We start from the raw sequence: 22,145 nt of genomic DNA, 5'->3' as shown, positions 1-22,145 counted from the left end.
GAGCGCGAAGATCCCCGCGACGTGCTCATCAGCCGCCACGGCAACAGCATCGCGGCCTTGCCAAAGGGCGCCGTCGTCGGTTCTGCCTCGCTGCGGCGACAGGCGCAGCTGTTGGCCCAGCGGCCGGATCTCAAGGTCGTGACCTTGCGCGGCAATGTCGGGACGCGCCTGGCCAAACTGGCGGCCGGCGATGCCGATGCGACATTGCTGGCACTCGCCGGCCTCAAGCGCCTGGGAAAGGCGGAAGTCGCGAGCGCCATTCTCGACATGACGGAAATGTTGCCGGCCGTAGCGCAGGGTGCCATCGGCCTGGAAATCCGCGCGACCGATCGCCGCATGCGTGACCTGCTGTCACCGCTCCATCACACGGCGACCGAAGCGGCCGTATTGGCCGAGCGCGCCTGCCTTGCCGAACTCGAAGGATCGTGCCGCACGCCGATCGCGGCGCATGCCCGGATCGGCGCCGACGGACTGCTGCATCTCACGGCCCTGGTGGCCAAGCCCGACGGCAGCAAGGTGCATCGCGATTCGCGCATCGGGCCGGTGGCCGACGCGACCCGCCTTGGCGTTGAAGCGGGCCGTGCCCTTAAGTCACTAGCCGGGCCGGACTTCCTGGCTTAACGTCCAGCCATGCGCATTCTCGTCACGCGACCCCGGGAAGATTCCGATAGCCTGGCAGTGAGTCTCGCCGCGCGCGGTATCGATGTGGCTATCGAGCCCTTGCTCAATATCCAACCGATCGCGGCGCCCACGATCGACCTTGCCGGCGTTCAGGCCGTCCTTTTTACCAGTGCCAACGGCGTGCGCTGCTTTGCGGCCGCTGAAACGAGACGCGATATCAAGATCCTGACTGTCGGTGACGCATCGGCAACAGCCGCCCGCGCCGCTGGCTTCACGGACGTCACCGCCGCGGGCGGGGATGTCAGCAGCCTTGCAAGCCTGATCATCCAGCAATTGATCCCAGCGGACGGCACCTTGCTGCACGCCGCCGGATCGAGCCTTGCAGGGGACCTTAAGGGGCAGCTTGAAGCAGCCGGCTACACGGTCCGGCGCGTGACGCTCTATGATGCCGTTCCGGCCGACTCATTGTCGGCGGCGACCCTGATGAATTTGCGCCTCGGCGGCATCGATGCGGCCTTGTTCTTTTCGCCGCGATCGGCGCGGACTTTCGTGGACTTATGGCGCCGCGCAGAAGTCGCGCAGGCGGCAGATGGGCTCGGCCAAGTAACGGCCCTGTGCCTCAGTGCCGCCGTGGCGCGCGAAATCAGCGGGCTCGGCTGGCGCAGCATTGCGGTTGCGCCGAGACCCGACAGCGAGGCAATGTCAGCCTTGGTGCTCGAAGAGCAGCAAAGAAGAGAGGCGGAAATGGCAAATCCAGCGAAGGATCAGGGCACGGAGACGGTGCCGGACCGGGCTTCGACCGCCGACGGCATCGACGAAAAGGTGCGTGCCGCTGCGGCGAGCGAAGCCGCGGCCGGCGCTGCCATCGTCGCCGCCATGCCGAAACCCGCCAGCGGCAATCGCGGCAGCAGTCTGGTGCTGGGCTTCATCGCCGGCGCCGTCGCCGGTGCGGGTATGGTGGTGGCCGAGCCCCTCTGGCGCCCCCATCTGCCGCTCGGTGCAATGGCCCCCGCCACAGCCGATCTCGGCACCATCAATGACGAAATCGCCGCCCTGAAGCAGCAATTGTCGATGCGGCAAACAGTCGACAGCGAGGCGCGGCAGAATATCGAAGCCTTGCAGGCCGAGATCACGGACTGGAAGGATCAACTGGCACAGGCCAGCGGCAATGCAACCAACCAGATGACGCCGGTCGATCTAGGTCCGATCGAAATGCGGCTGGCCGCCCTGGAAGAGAAGCTGAAAGGCCTGCCGGCCGAGGAAAGCACGACCGCCACCGATGAAGCCGCTGCCCAAACACAATCTGCTGAGGCACCTGCCGGCGTCGACATTTCCGCCCTCACCAGCCGCATTGCGGAGCTGGAAGGAAAATTCGCGGCTCTCGGCGACACCACCACGCGGCTCGATTTCCTGAGCAGCGAGACAGCGGCGCAGAAGGCCCAGATCGAGACGACGAAAGCGCAGCTCGACAATGTCTCGGCGCTGGGCAACCGGCTCGACGCGCTTGAGGAACAGGCCAAGACGCTCGGCGCCAATATTGATGCCGTCTCGCAAGAAAATGCGGAAGCCGTGTTGAAGCGCCAGCGCGCGGCCGCCCTGGTATTGAGCCTCGGCCAGTTGCGCGGCGCGCTCGCCAGCGAAGCCCCCTTCTCCGCCGAGCTTGCCGCCGTTGCCGACCTTGGCCAGGCAGATGCCGATGTCGGTGCCAAACTCGATCCGGCCCTAGCCAAACTGCGGCCCTTCGCCGATACCGGCGTGCCGACCTTGCCGCAATTGCAGGCAGGCTTCCCGGCACCCCGCATCGCCCAGGCGGCATCGGCGGACGCGGCCGGTGCGGCGTTGGGCGTTGAGAGTTCGTGGCTGCAGAAAACACTCAACCGCCTTTCCGAACTGGCGACATTGCGGCCGGTGGGCGAGGTCGAGGGCGATACGCCGATGGCGCATCTGGCGCGCGCCGAGGCACGCCTGAACGACGGCGATCTTGCAGCGGCGGTGAATGAAGCAAAGGCCCTGACCGGTCAGGCGGGCGACGCCGCCAAGACTTGGCTTGCTGGTGCCGAGGCGCGCCTCACCCTCGAAGCAGCGGCAGCCGATCTTGCCAAGCTCTCGGCCGAGGCGCTGGCGCCGGCGGTCGATGCCGGCACCGCGCCGTCGAACTGAAGCGGAGCGCCCCCGAGATGACCTTTCTCCGCGTCTCCTGGTTCGTTCTCAAGCTTGCCATCCTCGTGATCGTCGCCGTCTATCTCGCCGACCGGCCGGGTAATCTGGCGCTCACCTGGTTCGGCTATCGGCTGGACCTGCACCCGATCGCCCTGGCCCTGCTCGGCGTGCTTGTGACCCTTCTAATCCTCTATGCGATCGGGCGCGTCATCGCACGCATCGTTGCCGTGCCCGGCGACATTGGCGCGGTGCGCGGTGCGGCACGCGAGGCCAAGGGTTATCAGGCCTTGACACGCGGCCTTGCCGCGGCGGCGGCCGGCGATGCGCGCGAAGCCAAGCGCCTGTCGCTGGTCGCGCGCAAGCTGCTGGCGCGGCGCGGGTCAGAGCCACCCATCGCCCGCCTCCTCGCTGCCCAGGCAGCACAGCTCGAAGGCGATGAAGCGGCGGCCCATGCACATTTCAAAGCGCTCGCCGAAACACCGGAAACGGCCATCCTGGGCCTGCGCGGCCTTGCCATGAGTGCGCTGCGCGAAGGCAACGAGACCGAGGCGCGCAAATTGGCCGAGCGCGCGCTTGCCGCCAACCCGCATGCGCAATGGGCGGCCGAGACGGCGCTGCGCCTCCAGGCCAAGGCAGGCCGGTTCGATTCCGCCGACGACAGTCTGAAGGCCCTGGTCCGCGCCGGCGCCATCGATGCGCGCACCGGCCAGCATCGCCGTGCAGCCCTCCTGACCGAGAAGGCGCGGCAGGCACTCATTCCGGACGGGACCGACGTCTCGGCCGATGTCGCCATGAGTGCTGCGCGCGAGGCCGTGAAGCTTGCCGGTGATTTCGCTCCGGCGCGCTTCGTGCTGGTCCGGCTGCTGCTGCGTCTGGGCAAGCGCAAGGAGGCGATGCGCCTCATCGAGCAGATCTGGGACAGCCACCCGCACGAGATCCTCGGCGAGATCTATCTGACGCTCGGTGAAAACGAAAAGCCGTTGGAACGCACGCAGCGCTTGGAGCGCCTGCAGAAACAGAATCCGGACCACGCCGAAAGCCACCGGCTGCTGGCCGAGGCGGATCTTGCCGCCGAATTGTGGGGCGAGGCGCGACGCCATATCGAGCGCCTGAGCGCCCTGGAATCAGAACAACTGGGTGGTCCCAGCCGCTCGACCTGCCGGGCCTTGGCCCAGTTGGAGGAACGCGAGCGTCACGATACCTCGGCTGCCCGCCGCTGGTTGGACGCGGCGAGTGCCGCCCGCCCGGACGCCGCCTGGATCTGCCGGCAATGCGGCCATCACGGCGAAGCGGGGCCGGAAAGTGCCCATTGGCAGCTGGTCTGCCCGCATTGCCAAGCGCTCGACAGCCTGGAATGGCGCCACCCCGCCGCCCAGCGCCTGGGCGGGACGGCCCTGGCGCTGAGTTCGAGTTCGGCCGACCACCCTGCCAATGTGGGCGAGGTCATTGATTCGGCACGGGAAATTTCTGTTTCGCCGCGTTCGGCTCAGACTGCCGGGCCAAGCGAAACATCGACGACATCAGACGCCGCATCTGTTGACGCCGCGCGCCTGATAAACTAGCTTCCGGCCTCGTCAATTCGGCCCATGCGCCTAGTCCGGCGCCGCCTTAGCTCAGCGGTAGAGCAACTGATTCGTAATCAGTAGGTCCGCGGTTCAAGTCCGCGAGGCGGCACCATTCTCCCCTCATAGATGTTTCTCGGCAGACCGGCCCCGCTTGGGGTGGAGCCATCGGCATCATGATCTGCAATTAGATCGAATCCCCGAGGTTGTATTCGCCTTGGTTTCTTCTACTATCCTTGAAGAGACCAGGAGACAGAAATGAGCGCCTGGCAGGATATCGACAAGACGAGTTCGGAACGCGTTCGCGCTCTTGATGCTTGGTGGCGTGAAAAAGCAGCTGACCGAAGGCTCCCTGATCGGACCGATCTCGATCCCACTGAAATCCCACAGTTGCTGCCCTATATCCTCCTGTCAGAAGTCGTGCCGCCTTTTCGCGTTCGTTATCGCTTGCTGGGGACTGAAGTGGTCGCCGTCACCGGCATGGATTTCACCGGTTGCTATCTTGATGAGTTGATTCCGCCCGGAGACGATGAAGAAGCGTGGATGGAGAATTATCACCTGTGTGCTGAAAGCATGCGGCCAGTCTATGGCCTTTCGACCGTGCGAACCCTGAACGGTGGGACTTTTTCCTATGAGTTCGGCATTTGGCCGCTGACCAAAGGAACCAACGCCGTCAGCCAGTTCATCGGCATCGAGGATTATGGTCCGCACCGGACTCGCGTGCGGGCATTGCTTGATCAAATCAAGCAATGGCGGCGAGCCAAACACGAATGATCGGGGTGCAGATTGCTGGCTGCGTATGGCTTCGATGTGATAGGGTGCTTCTGGGGCGTTGTTGGATGATCGGTTGCACGGCCCGATCACCTGGAACAGCATGGGGTGCTGCCGTGGCAGAAGATTTGCGACCTCTTTCCATCGCCCGTCAGCGATCCAGCCGATCGCTTTTGTTCAACAATATTGGCAACGAGCTCGGTGCGACAGGCATTGAGTATGCGATGATTGCGTTCTCGATCGCCCTTGCCATCGTCATCGGCGCATCAATGGCCGGCAATGGTTTGAACCGCATGTTCTCAATCGTCGGCGTTCAGCTTGTATCAGCCAGCAATTCCGCCGAAGCGTCGACCGGCAACTGACGGATCGGATGTTTCATCCGCGGCCCGGCCCGCGGATGAAATCGACGGCGAACATCAGCATTGCAATGGCATCGCCTTCACCGGCAAGCGGCATGATGATGCTCTCCACGAACAGAAAATCCTTGTGCGGCCCGATATAGGGTGGGCACGCCAGAAGGGGCCGGCGTTCCTTGAGCACGATCACATTGTTCTCCCAGACCGTCGAGCCGGGGCGCTGGAAGGATATGTCGCTCAGCCATCGCCCTGTCCAATCTTCAGCCATGTGCGGTCGCAAGGCCGTGCCAACGACTCGGTAGCGGAAATCGAGCGGATCGGGCTGCACGTCCATCAACATGAGGTGCGGCACGATGCGCGGCGCCTCGATCAGCGGGTCGAAGTCCCGCCGCATGGGGATAGCCTCTCCATTGCCGAGTGCGCGCTGCTTTCCCAGCCAGTAATCGTAACCGGCCCGGACGAAAGACGATCTGATGTCGTCTCGGTTGATCACGCGCGCCTACCCTCCGATGAGTTCCAACCACTCCATCTCGGTCAAGACAGTGACGCCGAGTTCCTTGGCCTTTGCGGCCTTCGATCCGGCGTCGGCACCGGCAACAAGATAGTCCGTATTCTTGGAAACCGAACCGGCCACTTTCGCTCCCAAAGCCTCGGCCCTGGCCTTTGCCTCATTGCGCGTCATCTGCTCAAGTGAACCGGTGAAGACGATGGTCTTTCCGGCAATCTTGGAATCGGCCACCTGGGGAGCTTTATAGGGCTGCACGGTCACGAAGCCGGTAAGATCGGCCAGCACGTCGCGATTGTGCTTCTCGTCGAAGAAATCGATGAGGTCTGCGCGGATCGAGGGACCAACCCTGCTGATCGTTGCGAGGTCGAGATAGGCAGCGCTCGCCTCGTCCTTGGCTGCGATCATCGCGTCGCGCCAGGCATCGACGGTCACGTAATGCCGGGCCAGCAATTTGGCCGTTTCCTCGCCAATCTGTGGAATGCCCAACGCATAGATAAAGCGCTCCAGTGAAATTTCACGCCGCGCCTCAATCGCTCGCAACAGATTGTCGACCGACAGCTCGCCCCAGCCTTCGCGCTCCAACAGGCGTGCGCGCTTGTCCTTCAGGCGGAACAGATCGGCCGGTGACTTGATGAGCTGGTCGGAAAAGAATGCCTCGATATGCTTGCCGCCCAGCCCATCAATATCGAAGGCCATGCGCGACACGAAGTGACGCAGCCGCTCGACCGCTTGGGCCGGGCAGATCAGGCCACCGGTGCAGCGGGTCGCAGCTTCGCCGGGAACGCGTTCGACATGGCTCCCGCAGACCGGGCAGGTCTGGGGAAACTGGAATTCAGGTCCACGCCCCTTTCGATCGGCATCGAGAACCGCCACGATCTGCGGAATGACGTCGCCAGCACGCTGCACGATCACCCGGTCGCCGACACGGATATCCTTGCGCTTGATTTCATCTTCGTTATGGAGCGTGGCACGGCTGACCATCACGCCACCAACATTGACCGGTTCCAGTTCGGCAACGGGCGTGAGTACGCCCGTACGGCCCACCTGGATGGTGATGGCATTGAGAATCGTATTGGCTTGTTCGGCCGGAAATTTATGGGCGATCGCCCAGCGTGGCGCCCTGCCGATGAAGCCGAGGCGCTCCTGCCAGTCGATGCGATCGACCTTGTAGACGACGCCGTCAATATCGTAATCGAGCGTCGCCCGGTCGTCCTGCATGGCGCCATAGAATGCCAGCGTCTCATCAAGGTCATGCGCCACCCGGCGCCGGGGATTGACGCTGAACCCCCAGGCAACGAGCTGTTCGTTCAAGCCATGCTGGCTGGTCGGCCGCTTCTGCAACCCTTCGACGGCACCGAACGCATAGGCAAAGAACTGCAGCGGTCGGGATTTGGTGATATTGGCATCGAGTTGGCGCAGCGATCCTGCGGCCGCGTTGCGGGGATTGGCAAAGACCGGCTTGCCCGCCGCCTCTTGAGCCGCATTGAGCTGCAGGAATCCCGACTTCGACATATAGACTTCACCGCGGATCTCGATGCGGGCCGGATGGTTACCGTCTTTGAGTTTCTGCGGCAGGCCGGCGACATGGCGGAGATTGGCGGTTATATCCTCACCCACGGCGCCGTCACCGCGCGTCGCTCCTTGGACTAGGACACCATCTTCATAGAGCAGATTGGCCGAGAGGCCGTCTATCTTGGGCTCGGCCGCAAGCGGCACGGGCGTTTCGGCATCGAGGCCCAGAAAGCGCCGGATCCGATCGACGAAGTCGCTCACATCCTCGGCCGTAAAGGCATTGTCGAGCGACAGCATGGGGACAATATGGGCGACCTTGGCGAAGCCCTGCGCCGGCTCCGCACCAACCTTGTCGGTGGGCGAATCCTTGCGCTTGAGATTGGGAAACTGCTTCTCGATCGCCTCGTTGCGCTGCATCAGCGCGTCGAAGGCCGCGTCCGAAATCTCCGGCGCGTCCTTCTGGTAATAGAGCTTGCGATGGTGTGCGATCTCTTTGGCCAACTGTGCCAGTTCGTATTGAGCTTCCATCAGGTTGAGCTCATCGACCGGCTTCAGCGGGGCCGCCTTCTTTCCCTTCACGCAGCACCTTTCAGCAGCTTGTCCGCCGCCGCCCGCGCCTCGTCACTGATGGTGGCGCCAGACAGCATGCGCGCGATCTCCTCGCGCCGCGCCTCGTTCGTCAGTGTTGCGACATTGGTGCTGGTGATGCCCTTGGTCGCCTTCTTTTCGACCCGCCAATGCTGCGCGCCCAGGGCCGCTACCTGGGGCGAGTGCGTGATGACCAGCACCTGCAACTGGTCGGCAAGGCGCTTCAGCCGCTCGCCCACCGCCGCTGCGGTCGCCCCGCCGATACCGGCATCGACTTCGTCGAAGACCAGGGTCGGCACCGGCTGGGCGCGCGACAATGAAACCTTGAGGGCCAGCATGAAACGCGCTAGCTCGCCACCGGATGCGATGCGCTGGATGGGGCCGGGCTCGGCGCCGGGATTGGTCGCCACCTCAAAGGCGATGCGGTCGACGCCCATTTCACCCAACTGGGAATCGGGCAGCGCCTCGATCCGCGTTACGAAGCGCGCTTTTTCGAGCTTCAACGGCGCCAATTCCTTGGCGACGGCCACATCGAGTTCCTTCGCCGCCTTCTGACGCGCCTGGGTCAGGATGCCGGCTGCCGCGAGATAGGCTTTGCGCGTCTCGGCGGCCTTCGCTGAGAGTCCTGCGATGTCGCCGCTCTTGCCGTCGATGAGTTGCAGGCGCGCTGAGAGGTCGGCGAGAAGATCCGGCAAGGTGTCGGCACGGACCCGGTGCTTGCGCGCAAGATCGCGCAGTAGATGCAGGCGCTCCTCGACTCGTTCCAGGCGCGCCGGATCGGCGTCGAGCGAAGATTGCAGGTTCTGGATGCCGGCAATGGCATCGCGCAATTCGACACCAGCCCGTTCGAGCGAGCCGGAGATGGCGGCTAGCTCGCCCGAAAGCGCCTCACCCAGCTTATCGCCCAGCCGCTGCAGGCGCCGCTCCGCCGCGATCAGGGCGCGGTCGGCCCCGCGATCCCCGGCAAGGTCCTGATGCGCAGCGTTGACCGCCTCGATCACCTGCGCGCCGGACAGCAGCAATTGGCGTTCCATCGCCAGCTTGGTTTCTTCATCGGCGAGTGGGGCAGCAAGCTCCAGTTCCGCGACCGCGTGGCGCAAGAAATCCTCGTCCAAGCGTGCCTTGTCGAGTACTGCCTGCGCATCCGACAGGGCCGTGTCAGCCGCGCGCCAGGCGCGATGAGCCTCTGCCACCTTCTCGACATCGCGGCGATGGCCGCCGAAACCGTCCAGCAGGTCGCGATGCGTTGCCGGATCGAGAAGGCCATGCGTCTCGAACTGGCCTTCGATCTCGATGAGATGCTCGCCAAGGGTCTTGAGAAAGCCGACGCTGACCGGCTGATCGTTGACAAAAGCGCGGCTGCGGCCGTCGCTACCCAGTTGCCGACGCAGGATCAGGTTCTCGTCCTGCTCGATCCCCTGTTCGTCGAGGAGTGCCAGGGCCGCATGCCCCTTTGGCAGGTGGAATTCGGCAATGACGCTGGCCTGACTGGCGCCGCTTCGCACCAAGCTGCTTTCGGCACGCGCACCCAAAGCAAGGCCCAGCGCATCAAGCAGGATGGATTTGCCGGCGCCGGTCTCACCCGTCAGAACGGTCAGACCTGTGGCAAAGGCAAGCTCCAGCTTCTCGATGAGGACGACATTGTTGATCGTCAGGCCAACGAGCATGGCCGACACGCTCCCGCTATTGCGGTGCCGGGGTGCCGTCTTCCCCCGTCGGGATCAGCACCTGATCGCCATCCGATGATTCCCCTTCCGGGTGGTTCATCAGCTGATCGGACGAGCCGGTCGAAAGAAGCGGTCCTTCATCGGCAGGTGGCGGCGGCGCAGCGGGTTGCTGGGTCGGAAGCGGCATGCCGGTGACCGGATCGACCGGCACCGCATCGGGTGCCGGGGCAATGTCCGACGGCGGTGCCGCAACGGCCGGTTCAAGGGCCGGTGCCGGCTCGGTTCCCTTGATCTGGTCCGGATCGACCAGAGCGATCGGCGGCTCCGCTTCGCTCCCTTCAGGCGTCAGGCCCTTGCTCATGAGCAGGGCATAGGCGTCCTGATACCATTCGGTGCCGGGATAGTTATAGCCGAGGACGGCAGTCGCCTTTTGCGCTTCGGAAAAGACGCCGAGCGCCACATAGGATTCGGTCAGACGTTCCAACGCCTCCGGCACGTGGCTCGTCGTCTGGAACTTGTCGACCACGGTCTTGAAACGGTTGATGGCGGCAAGATACTGGCCGCGCGTCTGGTAATAGCGGCCGACATCCATTTCCTTGCCGGCCAAGTGATCGCGCACCAGATCGAGCTTCACCGTGGCGTCGCGCGAATAGGGCGTGTTGGGGAAGCGCGCCACCACGTCGGAAAGTGCTCGCTGCGCCTGTTCGGTATTGCCCTGGTCGCGCGTCACGTCCTCGATCTGCTCGTAATAGCAAAGAGCGCGCAGATAATAGGCATAAGCCGCGCTGCGGTTGCCGGGATGGAGCTCGATGAAGCGCTCAAGGGCCGGAATGGCGTCGTCATATTTGTCGACCAGATAATAGGAATAGGCCGACATGAGCTGGGCCTGTGTCGCCCATTTCGAATAGGGATGCTGCCGCTCGACCTCGTCGAAGAGCTTGGCGGCCTTGGCCGGCTCGCCCGTCTGCAGGGAATCCTTGGCGTTGTTATAGAGAATCTCGACCGGCGTATCGGGGATTTCCGGTTCGGGGGTCGAACAGGCGGCAAGCCATGCGACCGTCGTCAGCGACGCCAGGACCCGGGCGAGCCCATTCGCGCAAGCGATTGATTTGAAACCGTTTCGAGTCGCCATAGATCCATTTCCCCGGGCCGAAGCGGCTCGACTATAGGCGGCCCGCGCTACCTTCTCAAGTCCAAGGGCGACCCCTGTCGACTTTATGCAAGTGTTTGTTCCAAAGTCAAAAAAAGGGGCCCGGGCAGGTTACCCTGCCGGGCCCGATCAAGTTCGTTGGCACCTCTGGCCGGAGCCGCGCTGACGCGGCCCCGGGCGTAACGCCGCGATCAGTTCGCCTGACGACGCAGGAAGGCGGGAATGTCGAGCATTTCCTCTTCCTGGCGGTTCGTCGACAAACGGTCGGTCGGGTCGAGGTTGAGCGACGGCTGCACCGGCGCCTGCGGCTCGCTGCGGGTCACACGCGGCTCGGGCCGCTGCACGCCCTGGGGCACCGCATCGCGGCTCGGCAAGGCCGACTTGCCCTGACCGGAGAAGCGGCTGGTCATCTTCTCGAACAGAGTCGGTGCCTTCTTGCGCATTTCGGCCTGCGGGGCCGAAGCCTGCAGCGCCTGCGGCGTCACGGTCTCGACACGCGGTTGCTCGACGATGGGCTTCGCCGACACGCCGACACTGAAGGTCGGCTGCGGGTTCGGCTGTACCACCGGCTGCGCCATGGTCGGCTGCTGACGGGCTTCCATCGCCGGGGGGGCGATGAAGGTGCCGGCAATGGGCCGCTCCGGCTGACGTTCCGGCTGACGCTGGGTCATGCCTTCAAGGGTGGCCATCTCGTCCTTCAGGATCGGACGAACCGGCTGCGCCTGCAGCGCCGTGGCGCCGAGGGTCGGCGTCATCATGGTGTGGCCCATCTGCGGCTGGCCCATCGTCGTCGCGCGCTGGCCCGAAGCGGTCACGGCTTGGACATTGAGCGGCTGGGCGCTGAGCGGGCTCGACGCCACCGCATCCACCCGCGATTCTGCGGCAGTGAAGCCGGCCGATTGCGGATTGGCGGCAAAGCCGCCGGGTTGCGGATTGGGATTGCGGGCAACGATCGACAGGCCACCCGCCATATTGTTGCCGCGCGGCTGGATCTGGGCCACCGATTCGATGCCCGTCGCCACCACCGAGATGCGGATCTTGCCATCGAGTACCTGATCGAAGGTCGAACCGAAGATGATGTTGGCATCGGGGTCGACCTCGTCGCGAATGCGGTTGGCCGCCTCGTCGACTTCGAACAGGGTCATGTCCATGCCGCCGGTGATGTTGATGAGGACGCCGCGGGCGCCCTTCATGCTGACTTCATCGAGCAGCGGGTTGGAGATGGCGGCTTCGGCCGCGGCGATGGCGCGGTTTTCGCCGGTCGCCTCGCCGGTGCCCATCATCGCCTTGCCCATCTCGCCCATCACGGCGCGGATATCCGCGAAGTCGAGGTTGATGAGGCCCGGCATGACCATGAGGTCGGTGACGCCGCGGACACCCGAATAGAGCACTTCGTCAGCCATCTTGAAGGCGTCGGCGAACGTCGTCTTCTCGTTGGCGATGCGGAAGAGGTTCTGGTTCGGGATGATGATCAGCGTATCGACATATTGCTGCAGTTCCTGGATGCCGGAATCTGCCAGGCGCATGCGGTGCGCACCTTCGAAGTGGAAGGGCTTGGTCACCACGCCGACGGTGAGGATTCCCTGTTCGCGGGCGATCTGCGCCACGACGGGGGCCGCACCCGTGCCGGTGCCGCCACCCATGCCGGCGGTGATGAAGGCCATGTTGGAACCGGCCAGCTGTTCGGCGATTTCACGCACCGCTTCTTCGGCCGAGGCGCGGCCGATATCGGGGCGCGCACCGGCACCAAGGCCCTTGGTGACCGTGTTGCCCAGCTGGATGCGGCGTTCGCACAGGCTTTGCTGCAGGGCCTGGGCATCGGTGTTGGCGACCATGAACTCGACGCCTTCCAGCTTCGAGCGGATCATGTTGTTGACGGCGTTGCCGCCGGCGCCGCCGACGCCGATCACGGTGATCTTCGGGCGGATATCGAATGGGTCTTGGGGTAACGAGAGATTGAGTGACATTGAGGTGCCTCCTTTTTTGGGGTCGCTTATTCGCTACGCATGGTCAGAAATTGTCTTTGAGCCAGGTGCCGAACCGGCCGATGAGGCCAGATGACGCCTGTTCGCGGGGTTTGCCGGGCAACAGCGCCTCGGCGTCGGTTTCGAGAGCGTAAGAGAGCAGGCCGGATGCCGTCGCGAAGGCCGGGCCGTTGGTCGCATCGGCCAGGCCGTGGATGCGCAGAGGCCGACCCATGCGGACCTGCTTGTCGAGAACGAGGGCGGAAAGCTCGCGCACGCCGGACAATTGGCTGGCGCCACCGGTCAAGACGACCCGGCGCCCCGCGACTTTGTCGAAACCCGAACTTTCCAGTCGCGAGCGCACCAATTCGAACGTCTCTTCGAGTCGCGGTTGAATGATTCCGATGAGAATCGAACGCGGAATCGCATTCATCAAGCCGTTTTCTTCTTCACCGACCTGCGGGACCTGAATTATTTCACGCTCGTCAGCCGGGGTGGCCAAGCAGTTGCCATAGAGCGTCTTCATCCGCTCGGCATGGGTGAGCGGCGTCGAGAGTCCACGGGCGATATCGTTGGTCACGTGACCGCCACCGATGGGGACGGAATCGGTATAGACGACATGGCCGTCGAAGAAGACGGCGAGCGACGTCGTCCCTGCTCCCATGTCGATCACCGTGACACCCAGATCCATTTCGTCATCCACCAGGGTCGAAAGACCCGAGGCGAAAGGCGATACCACCAGCGCCTTGATATCGAGGTGACATTTCGCAACGCAATTGGTGAGGTTGCGCACCGCACCGGCCGCTGCCGTGATCACATGCATGTCGACGCCGAGCCGCTCGCCGAACATGCCGCGCGGGTCGCGGATGCCCTTCGACCCGTCGATCGAATAGCCGACGGGAATGGAATGGATGAGGCGCCGCTCGGCATTGCCGTTGATCTGGCTGCCGTGCATCAGCACGCGTTCGAGGTCGTGTTCGGCCACTTCCCGGCCCGACAGCGGCACTTCGACCCCAACCGTCTGCGAGGCGGGATAACCGCCCGAGAGGTTGAGGACCACTTCCTGGATCGTCTCGCCGGCCATCTGTTCGGCGGCGTGGACGGTGGAAAGGATCGCCATTTCCGCCTGTTCCATGTCGACGATCGTCCCGGCGCGGACGCCGCGCGACACCTGATGCCCGATCCCCACCACATTCGGACGGCCGTCATCGGCGACGCGGGCGATGAAGCAGCAGATCTTGCTGCTGCCGACGTCGATGGCGGCGATCAATCCGTTCTTGGGTGCGATGCGTGGCTTCTTCATCATCCTTTGCCTTCCGCCTCAGGTCGCGTTGTTCTTCGCGGCCGGGGCCGAAACCGGCGTCGCCGCCGGCGTCAAGACCGGCTTCTCCGCCGGGGCGGCCTTGTCGGTCTTCTTGTTCTTGCCGTCTTCCTCTCCGACCACGGCCGGGTGCGCCTGGCGCAGCACCAGCTTGTCGGCCTGGCGGAGGTCGATGATGCTGACATCCTTGTCGAGCAGATGGTGCTGGCGCTCCAGCACCGCGAAATTCTGCCAGGCGGCTGCGGCATTCTCTTCCGGCAGCTTCACGTCGACGCCGTTGTCGAGACGCAGGTTCCAGCGCCGGTTGCCGACGAAGACAGCCGCGGTGACGCGGCTTTTAAGCGCCGGTTCCAGCGCCAGCATGGCAAAAAGATCCTCGGCCTTCTGCGGGGCGGCATCGCCCACCAGCACGGGTAGCTTGCCGAAACGGGCGACATCCTTGACGGCGAGGACGTCGCCGGTCTGGCTCACCAGATAAAAAGCGCCCTGGCGCTGCCACAGCGCCATCGGCTCGGCCTCGGTCACGACGACACGCAACGTGCCCGGCATCCGGCGCTCGACCACGGCCGACGTCACCCAAGGGAGATCGACGATGCGCTGACGCGCTGCCTCGAGATCGATATCGAGGATCGGGTCGCCCTTCATGGCGCCGAGCGCCAGCACAATGTCTTCCTTGGGCGTTTCCTTGCGGCCTTCGACCTCAAGCGTCGACAGCGCATAACCCGCGGCAGCACTGGCCGAGACGAAACGGGTCTCGACAACGGCGGTGAGATAGCCCATCCAGCCGCTGGAGAAGGCCCAATAGCCGCCGCCGCCGACCGATGCGCCAATGCCGATGACGGCACCAGCCACGATCAAATACCGCTCCAGCGCCGATTTCGGCCGCTTGCGCACAGGCACACGCTGCGTCGGGCTGACGGTGCGCCTCTTCAGCACGCCGCCACCCAATGGCAAGGCGGCCGCGGCCGCCCCTTTATGCGCGCTTACGCGTCGCATCGGGCATGCTCCACCATCCAGGACACCAGCTGCGGATAGGAAATCTCGGCATGGCGCGCCATTTCGGGCACCAGGCTCAATTCCGTCATGCCGGGCTGCGTGTTGGTTTCAAGCAGATAGATCTCGTCCTTGCCACCTTTGCCGGTATCGTCATAGCGGAAGTCGGAGCGCGACACGCCGCGGCACCCGAGGACCTGATGGGCCGCTACCGCCATGCGCTGCACCTCGGCATAGACATCCGCCGGGAGCGGCGCCGGGATGAGGTGGTCGGTGCGACCGCCGGTATACTTGTTGGCATAGTCGTAGAAGCCGGAATGCGGCCGCAATTCGGTGACCGCCATCGGCTTGTCGCCCATGACGCCGCAGGTCAGTTCGCGGCCCGGAATGAAGCGTTCGGCCAGCACCAGGTCGCCGAACGGCCAGTCGATGCCGTCGAATGGCTTTGCATTGTCGCCGGGGCGGATAATCGACACGCCGACGCTCGACCCCTCATTGAAGGGCTTCACCACATAGGGACGCGGCAGCGGATCGCCCTTAAGGACTTCGGCCCGGGTCAGCAATTTGCCGTCGGGAACCCGCAGGCCCGCGGAGACGAACAGACGCTTGGCCATGTTCTTGTCCATCGCCAGCGACGAGGCCATCAGGCCGGAATGCGTGTAGGGAATCTTCAGCAGATTGAGGACACCCTGGATATTCCCGTCCTCGCCATAGCGGCCATGCAGGGCGTTGAAGACGACGTCCGGCTTCTGCGCGCGCAGCTCGGTGATCACATCAACCAAATCCTTGCCGGCATCGACGGTCGAGACTGTGTAGCCGGCCTCTTTCAGAGCCTCGACACAGTTGGTCCCGGAGGCGAGAGACACCTCGCGCTCTGCCGACAAACCACCCAACAGGACCGTTACGCGCTTCATACTCTTCAAAACTCCATTCACGCTTCAGACTTTGCGGCGATCGCCAGGGGCGAATTGGCCGGAACACCGATCCGCTTGATTTCCCAGGCGAGTTCGACCCCGCTCTGTTCCTTGACGCGCTTGCGCACCATTTCGCCCAGCGCCTCGATCTCGGCCGCCGTCGCATTCCCCGTGTTGATGAGGAAGTTGCAATGCTTCTCCGACACCATTGCCCCACCCAAAGTGAGGCCCCGGCAACCCGCCTGATCGACCAGTTGCCAGGCCTTGTGACCCGCCGGGTTGACGAAGGTGCTGCCGCCGGTCCGGGCGCGCACCGGCTGGCTCTCTTCGCGCGCCGCCTGAATCTCGTTGAGGCGCTGCTGAATCTGCACCGGATCGCCGGCCGACCCGATGAGCTCGGCGCCGCAGAAGATCCAGTCGGCCGGGACATCGCTGTGGCGATAGGTGAAGCCCATATCGTCCTTCGACAGGCGATGCATCGCACCCTTGCGGTCGATCGCCGTGGCGCTCGCGAACACGGCCGCAAGCTCGCTGCCATAGGCACCGGCATTCATGCGGCAGGCGCCGCCGATCGTGCCGGGGATGCCGGAAAGAAATTCGAGATCCGAAATGCCGGCCGCGCGCGCGGCAAGCGCCACGTTGAGGTCGAGCGCCGCGGCACCGGCAAAGACATGCGTCCCCTCGGTGCGGATTTCGGCAAAGGCGCGGCCCAGTCGTATGACGACACCGGGAATGCCGCCGTCCCGCACCAGCAAGTTGGAACCGACGCCCAGCACCGTCACCGGCACGTCTTCCGGACAGCCGGCGAGGAAGGACTGCAAATCAGCCACGTCCGCCGGCTTGAAAAGCACTTCGGCCGGACCGCCGACACGGAACCAGGTCACCTTGGCGAGGCTCGCGCCTTCGCTGAGGCGACCGCGCACCGCGGGCAATCTTTCCAGAAGCGATTTCTGTCGCGACATGGCCGGCCTCATCATTTGCCCTCGAGCAAGGGCTTGAGTTCGGCCGGCAGCGCATGCGCCCAGGCCGTGATCGTGCCGGCCCCCAGACAGACGACGAGATCGCCCTTCTGCGCCAGCGGTGCCACCATGCCGGCCAGATCCTTGGGGTCCGCGAGGTGTTCGACGTGCCGATGGCCACGATCGCGCAGGCCCTGGACCAGCGCCGGACCGCTGACGCCGTCGATCGGCGCTTCGCCCGCCGCATAGACGTCGGCGATGATGACGTGGTCGGCATCGTTGAAGCAGGTGCAGAAATCTTCGAACAAATTGCCGAGGCGCGAATAGCGGTGCGGCTGCATGACGGCGATGACCTTGCCGCCCGACCCCTGCGTCGCCTGGCGCGCAGCTTTCAGCACCGCCGCGATTTCCACCGGGTGATGGCCGTAATCGTCGATCACCGTGACGCCGGCAACCTCGCCCGTGCGGGTGAAGCGCCGCTTGACCCCGCCGAAACCGGAAAAGCCCTTGCGGATCGTGTCGTCCTCGACACCCATTTCGTTGGCGACGGCGATGGCAGCGAGGCTGTTCTGCACATTGTGCTGCCCGACCATCGGCAATTGCACGCCCTTGATCAGCCGCTCGGTCTCGCGCATGCGGTCACTGATGACGACCGTGTAGGTCGAACCGCTGGGTGACATTTCGATATCGACGGCACGTATATCGGCCTGGGGCGAGAATCCATAGGTGATGATGCGCCGGTCGGCAAGGCGCGGGATCATCGCCTGCACCACCGGATGGTCGATGCAAAGGGCGGCGAAGCCATAGAACGGGATGTTCTTGACGAATTCCTCATAGGCCCGGTTCATCGCATCGACCGAGCCGTAATGGTCGAGATGCTCCGGATCCATGTTGGTGACGATGGCGATCGTCGCCGGCAGCTTCACGAAAGTGCCGTCGCTTTCATCCGCTTCAACCACCATCCAGTCGCCGGCGCCCAATCGAGCGTTGGTGCCGTAATTGTTGATGATGCCGCCGTTGATCACAGTGGGGTCGAACCCGCCAGCCTCGAGCAGCGCCGCCACCAGCGAGGTGGTGGTGGTCTTGCCGTGGGTGCCGCCGACGGCGACCGACCATTTGAGGCGCATCAGCTCGCCCAGCATCTCGGCGCGGCGCACCACGGGCAGCCATTTGGCGCGGGCGGCCACCACTTCCGGATTGTCGGGCTTCACCGCCGATGAAATGACGACGACCGCGGCATCGGCCAGATTCTCGGCGCGGTGGCCGATCTCGACCGGGATGCCTTTGTCCTTCAGGCGCTTGGTGTTGTAACTGTCGGCGATGTCCGAACCGCGCACCTTGTAGCCGAGGTTGTGCAGAATCTCGGCGATGCCGCTCATGCCGATGCCGCCGATGCCGACGAAATGGATCACGCCGATGTCGAGTGGAAGGGCGCGCATTACGCTGGCTCCGTCTGCAGAATGGGTTTGCGGCTCGCCGGGACAAGGCTCATCACCAGGTCGGCAAGACGTTCGGCGGCATCGCGCCGGCCGAGCTTCTTGGCGGCGGCGGCGGCGAGTTCCAGCCGGTCGGGATGGCTGAGAATGGTGGTCAGGCGCTCGGCGATCGAGGCCGGCGACATGGCGCTTTCGGTCAGCACCCAGCCGGCACCGGGACCTTCAAGCGCGCGGGCATTGGCCAATTGATGATCGTCGATGGAGTTGGGCAGCGGGATCATCAGCGAAGGCCGGCCGGCCGCGGTCAGTTCCGTCACCGTCGAGGCGCCGGAGCGGGACACGATGAGATGCGCCGCCTCAAGCCGCTGCGGCATGTCGTCGAAGAAGGATTTGAGCTCGACCTCAAGCCCCGTCGCCTTATAGGCGGCGGCGACATCGGCAAGGTCCTCGGCCCGGCATTGCTGCACGATCTTCAAACGGCCGCGCAGTTCCGGTGAGATGAGGGCGACACCGGCCGGGATGTGCCGCGAGAAAGACCGCGCCCCCAGGCTGCCGCCGAAAATGAGCAGGTTGACGGGTTCGTTGCCGCGCGGCGCCCGGTAGGGTTTCTCGGCAAGTGCCGAGATCGCCGGTCGCACCGGGTTGCCGGTGATCGCTTTCTTGTCGCCGGTAAGCTCGTCGAAGAAGCGCACCTTGTCGAAGCTCAACGCGACCTTGCTCGCCCGCTTCATCAGGAAACGGTTGGCGCGGCCCGCCACAGCGTTCTGCTCATGGAGCACGGTACGGCTCTCGCGCTGCTGGGCGGCGAGCAACGGCGGCACGGACGGATAACCGCCGAAACCCACCGTCACAGCTGGGTCCAGATTGCGGATCAGCTTGCGGCACTGGAAATAGCCGAGCGCCAGGCGCGCCAGATTCTTGACCTTCGGCACCAGTCCCTTGCCGGCAACGCCGCCCGAGGCGACGTGATGGACGGCCACGTCCGGCAGGCGGTTGCCGAACCCCTGGCCCCGCTCGTCAGTGATGAGATCGACGCGGCAGCCACGGCGCAGCAGCTCGCCGGCCAGGGCTTCAGCCGGGAACATATGGCCGCCGGTTCCGCCGGCTGCCAGCACGATCTGCACGCGGTTATCGTTTGCGATCATGGCTCGACACTCCCCGGGAAGCGCCGGCGCGTCAGGGCCAGCAGCATGCCGACACCGAGGCCGATGGCGATGATCGACGAACCGCCATAGGAAATGAACGGCAGGGTCATACCCTTGGTCGGCATCAGGTGCAGGGTCGACGCCATGTTGACGATCGCCTGCAGGCCGAACGAGGTGACGAGGCCGGTCGAGGCCAGGATGATGAAATGATTGTGCTCGCCAAGGAGCCGCGACAGGGCGCGCAGCACGATGAAGGCGAAGAGAGCGACCAGGATCAGGCAGACGATGAGGCCGAACTCCTCGCCCGCGACCGCGAAGACGAAATCGGCATGGGCATCGGGCAGCACCAGCTTAACCGAGCCTTCGCCCGGGCCCTTGCCGTAAAGGCCGCCATTCTGGAACGCCTCCAGCGCGCGGTCGATCTGGTAGGTGTCGCCACTTTCCGGGTTGAAGAACTGGTCGACGCGCTCGGTCACGTGCGGCAGCGTGAAATAGGCGGCGACGAGGCCGGCGGCACCCAGGCCCACCAGCAGCAGCACCCAGAAGATGGGCAGGCCGGCGATGAAGAATTGCGCCGCCCAGGTCGCCGTGACGACGGCCGTCATGCCGAGATCCGGCTGCTTCAGCAGCAGCGCGATGGTCGCCAGATAAGCGATGATGGCGATGATGTTGCCGGGAACATTGGCGCTCGTTTTCTGCAGCGAGAACATCCAGGCGGCAAAGATCGCAAAGCAAGGCTTCAGGAATTCCGAGGGCTGCAGCGACAGCGGACCCACTGAAATCCAGCGCGTGGCGCCCTTGATCTCGACGCCGACGAAGAGGGTCAGTGCCGTCAGCGCGAAGAAGACGAAGAACAGGATGACGCCGAGGCGCCGCACCTGCTTTGCCGACAGCATGGAGACGAAGATCACGGTCGCGATGGCCAAGGGCAGCATCGCATAGTGGCGCCGCACCAGTGCGAAACTGTCCATGCCGATGCGCGTGGCGACGGCGGGGCTCGCCGCCAGGACCAGGATCGCACCGATGAAGGCGAGCGCGATCACCGCCGCCAGCATCCAGCGGTCGACCGTCCACCACCATTGCGCCACCATCGACCGGTCGGTGCGGGCAAAGCCTCTCATGCCTTGCCTCCCTTCTGCGCAATCTCCTCGACCAGCGCCCGGAAGCGGTTGCCACGGATTTCGAAGTTCGGATATTGGTCGAACGAGGCACAGGCCGGCGACAGCAGCACCACCGCCCCCGGCTTCTTCTCGCGCTGTGCCAGCGCGTGGGCGTCGGCGACGGCCTTGTCGAGCGTGCCACTCATCGAGACCGGGAAGGCGCGGTTGATCTGCTTGGCGAAGGCGGCGGCCGCTTCGCCGATCAGGAAACCGTGGCGGATGCGGCCGTAATAGGATTCGAGCCCGGCCAGGCCGCCCTCTTTCGGCTTGCCGCCGATGATCCAATAGATGTTGTCATAGCAGGCAAGCGCCTTTTCGGCGGCATCGGCATTGGTCGCCTTGCTGTCATTCACATAGCGCACGCCACCCAGCGTCGCGACCAGTTCCTGCCGGTGCGCAAGGCCCGGATAGCTCTCGAACCCAGCGACGATCTCGGCCGCCGAAAGGCCCAGTGCCTTTGCCGTCACATAGGCTGCGACCGCATTCTGCCAATTATGTTTGCCCGGCAGGCGCGCAATCGACTTCAGATCGATGATCTTCTCGGGCGCGCCACGGATCGCGTCGAAAAGGATACCGTTCTTGTCGACATAGGCGCCGCCCTGAGCTGCCGTCTCAACCGAAATCGGGATGAGGCGCCGGTCGCCGCCCTTGAGCTTCGCGAAAAGCTGGCGGCAAGGCGCGTCATCGACGCCGACGATGCCGAGGCTCGTCTTGCCCTTGGCGCGCAGGATCAGTTCCTTGGCGGCGATATAGCCCTCCATCCCACCATGACGGTCGAGATGGTCGGGCGTGATGTTGAGGAGCAGCGCCACATCGGCGATCGGCGTCGGCGTGATATCGAGCTGATAAGAGGACAGCTCCAGCACATAGATGCCGTCCGGTCCCACGGGCAACAGCGAGAGCGCCGCCTGCCCCAGATTGCCGCCCACTTCGACGCGCTTCCCTGCCTGCTTCAGCACATGGGCAATGAGGGTCGTCGTCGTGGATTTGCCGTTGGTGCCGGTGATCGCCACATAGCGTGCGCCGGGCTGCGACATGGCAAGAAGCTCGATGTCGCTGATGATGGGCTTGCCCGCCGCCTTCGCCGCAGCAGCCACCGGATGCGGGGTCGGATGGGTCAGTGGAATACCGGGGCTCATCACCAGGGCGGCGATATTGTCCCAATCGGCGTTCTTGAGATCGAACAGGATGTCGGCCGGAACAGCCGCGCGCGCCGTCTCGGAATCGTCCCAGGCAAGAACGCGGGCGCCTGAGCGAATGAGCGTCTCCGCCGTCGCCGCACCGGAACGGCCGAGACCCAGCACCGCGAAGGTGCCGCCGGCAATTCCAGGGATATGGAGGCTGAGCTCGCTCATCTT

The 22,145-nt window shown here is 64.4% G+C and carries 18 protein-coding genes and 1 tRNA gene; 6 read left to right on the top strand and 13 right to left on the bottom strand.

Annotated features, from left to right (window positions below):
- From hemC to ACE3PP_RS16040, 6 genes are all read left to right on the top strand, one after another.
- The coding region (gene hemC / locus ACE3PP_RS16065) for a hydroxymethylbilane synthase (RefSeq protein ID WP_374384094.1) at positions 1-621 on the top strand (621 nt) is incomplete at its 5' end.
- A 57-nt stretch (positions 622-678) separates the two neighbouring features.
- Entirely contained in the window at positions 679-2,781 is a 2,103-nt protein-coding gene (locus ACE3PP_RS16060) for a uroporphyrinogen-III synthase (protein WP_374384092.1), read from the top strand.
- A 17-nt stretch (positions 2,782-2,798) separates the two neighbouring features.
- Positions 2,799-4,343 (top strand): heme biosynthesis protein HemY, encoded by a 1,545-nt coding sequence (locus ACE3PP_RS16055; protein ID WP_374384090.1) that lies wholly within the window; start codon positions 2,799-2,801, stop codon positions 4,341-4,343.
- Positions 4,344-4,383: 40 nt separating this feature from the next.
- Positions 4,384-4,458 (top strand) — tRNA-Thr (locus tag ACE3PP_RS16050).
- Between the two features lie 143 nt (positions 4,459-4,601).
- Entirely contained in the window at positions 4,602-5,117 is a 516-nt protein-coding gene (locus tag ACE3PP_RS16045) for a PAS domain-containing protein (RefSeq protein WP_374384088.1), read from the top strand.
- A gap of 113 nt (positions 5,118-5,230) precedes the next feature.
- Entirely contained in the window at positions 5,231-5,476 is a 246-nt protein-coding gene (locus ACE3PP_RS16040; protein ID WP_374384086.1) for a Flp family type IVb pilin, read from the top strand.
- A gap of 13 nt (positions 5,477-5,489) precedes the next feature.
- On the opposite strand, the gene ACE3PP_RS16035 is transcribed toward ACE3PP_RS16040, so the two are convergent.
- From ACE3PP_RS16035 to murD, 13 genes are all read right to left on the bottom strand, one after another.
- On the bottom strand, positions 5,490-5,963 hold the full coding sequence (locus ACE3PP_RS16035) for a hypothetical protein (protein ID WP_374384084.1): 474 nt from the start codon (positions 5,961-5,963) through the stop codon (positions 5,490-5,492).
- Between the two features lie 6 nt (positions 5,964-5,969).
- Positions 5,970-8,045: an NAD-dependent DNA ligase LigA gene (ligA, locus tag ACE3PP_RS16030; RefSeq protein ID WP_374384099.1), complete on the bottom strand. Its 2,076-nt coding sequence runs from the start codon at positions 8,043-8,045 to the stop codon at positions 5,970-5,972.
- Positions 8,046-8,065: 20 nt separating this feature from the next.
- Complete coding sequence (gene recN / locus ACE3PP_RS16025; RefSeq protein WP_374384082.1) at positions 8,066-9,745, bottom strand: DNA repair protein RecN; 1,680 nt, start codon at positions 9,743-9,745, stop codon at positions 8,066-8,068.
- Positions 9,746-9,761: 16 nt separating this feature from the next.
- The gene (gene bamD / locus ACE3PP_RS16020) at positions 9,762-10,877 is read right to left on the bottom strand and encodes an outer membrane protein assembly factor BamD (RefSeq protein WP_374384080.1); all 1,116 of its coding nucleotides are present in this window, start codon (positions 10,875-10,877) and stop codon (positions 9,762-9,764) included.
- 209 nt (positions 10,878-11,086) lie between these two features.
- Complete coding sequence (gene ftsZ / locus ACE3PP_RS16015; RefSeq protein ID WP_374384078.1) at positions 11,087-12,862, bottom strand: cell division protein FtsZ; 1,776 nt, start codon at positions 12,860-12,862, stop codon at positions 11,087-11,089.
- A 43-nt stretch (positions 12,863-12,905) separates the two neighbouring features.
- Positions 12,906-14,162 (bottom strand): cell division protein FtsA, encoded by a 1,257-nt coding sequence (gene ftsA, locus ACE3PP_RS16010; RefSeq protein ID WP_374384097.1) that lies wholly within the window; start codon positions 14,160-14,162, stop codon positions 12,906-12,908.
- An 18-nt stretch (positions 14,163-14,180) separates the two neighbouring features.
- A complete protein-coding gene (locus ACE3PP_RS16005; protein ID WP_374384076.1) occupies positions 14,181-15,176 on the bottom strand; it encodes a cell division protein FtsQ/DivIB in 996 nt (331 codons plus the stop codon).
- A complete protein-coding gene (locus tag ACE3PP_RS16000) occupies positions 15,164-16,087 on the bottom strand; it encodes a D-alanine--D-alanine ligase (protein WP_374384074.1) in 924 nt (307 codons plus the stop codon). The genes ACE3PP_RS16005 and ACE3PP_RS16000 overlap by 13 nt, the downstream gene beginning before the upstream one ends.
- Positions 16,088-16,104: 17 nt before the next feature.
- Positions 16,105-17,049, bottom strand: coding sequence for a UDP-N-acetylmuramate dehydrogenase (gene murB / locus ACE3PP_RS15995; RefSeq protein WP_374384072.1), 945 nt, complete (start codon positions 17,047-17,049; stop codon positions 16,105-16,107).
- An 11-nt stretch (positions 17,050-17,060) separates the two neighbouring features.
- Complete coding sequence (murC, locus tag ACE3PP_RS15990; RefSeq protein ID WP_374384070.1) at positions 17,061-18,485, bottom strand: UDP-N-acetylmuramate--L-alanine ligase; 1,425 nt, start codon at positions 18,483-18,485, stop codon at positions 17,061-17,063.
- Positions 18,485-19,627, bottom strand: a complete 1,143-nt coding sequence (murG, locus tag ACE3PP_RS15985) for an undecaprenyldiphospho-muramoylpentapeptide beta-N-acetylglucosaminyltransferase (RefSeq protein WP_374384068.1) — start codon at positions 19,625-19,627, stop codon at positions 18,485-18,487. The genes murC and murG overlap by 1 nt, the downstream gene beginning before the upstream one ends.
- The gene (ftsW, locus tag ACE3PP_RS15980; protein WP_374384066.1) at positions 19,624-20,748 is read right to left on the bottom strand and encodes a putative lipid II flippase FtsW; all 1,125 of its coding nucleotides are present in this window, start codon (positions 20,746-20,748) and stop codon (positions 19,624-19,626) included. The genes murG and ftsW overlap by 4 nt, the downstream gene beginning before the upstream one ends.
- Positions 20,745-22,142, bottom strand: a complete 1,398-nt coding sequence (gene murD, locus ACE3PP_RS15975) for a UDP-N-acetylmuramoyl-L-alanine--D-glutamate ligase (RefSeq protein WP_374384065.1) — start codon at positions 22,140-22,142, stop codon at positions 20,745-20,747. The genes ftsW and murD overlap by 4 nt, the downstream gene beginning before the upstream one ends.
- Positions 22,143-22,145: the final 3 nt, after the last annotated feature.

The organism is Dongia sp. (assembly GCF_041910485.1).
Taxonomy (GTDB): Bacteria; Pseudomonadota; Alphaproteobacteria; order Dongiales; family Dongiaceae; genus Dongia.
This window is presented reverse-complemented; position numbering and strand designations above follow the sequence as displayed.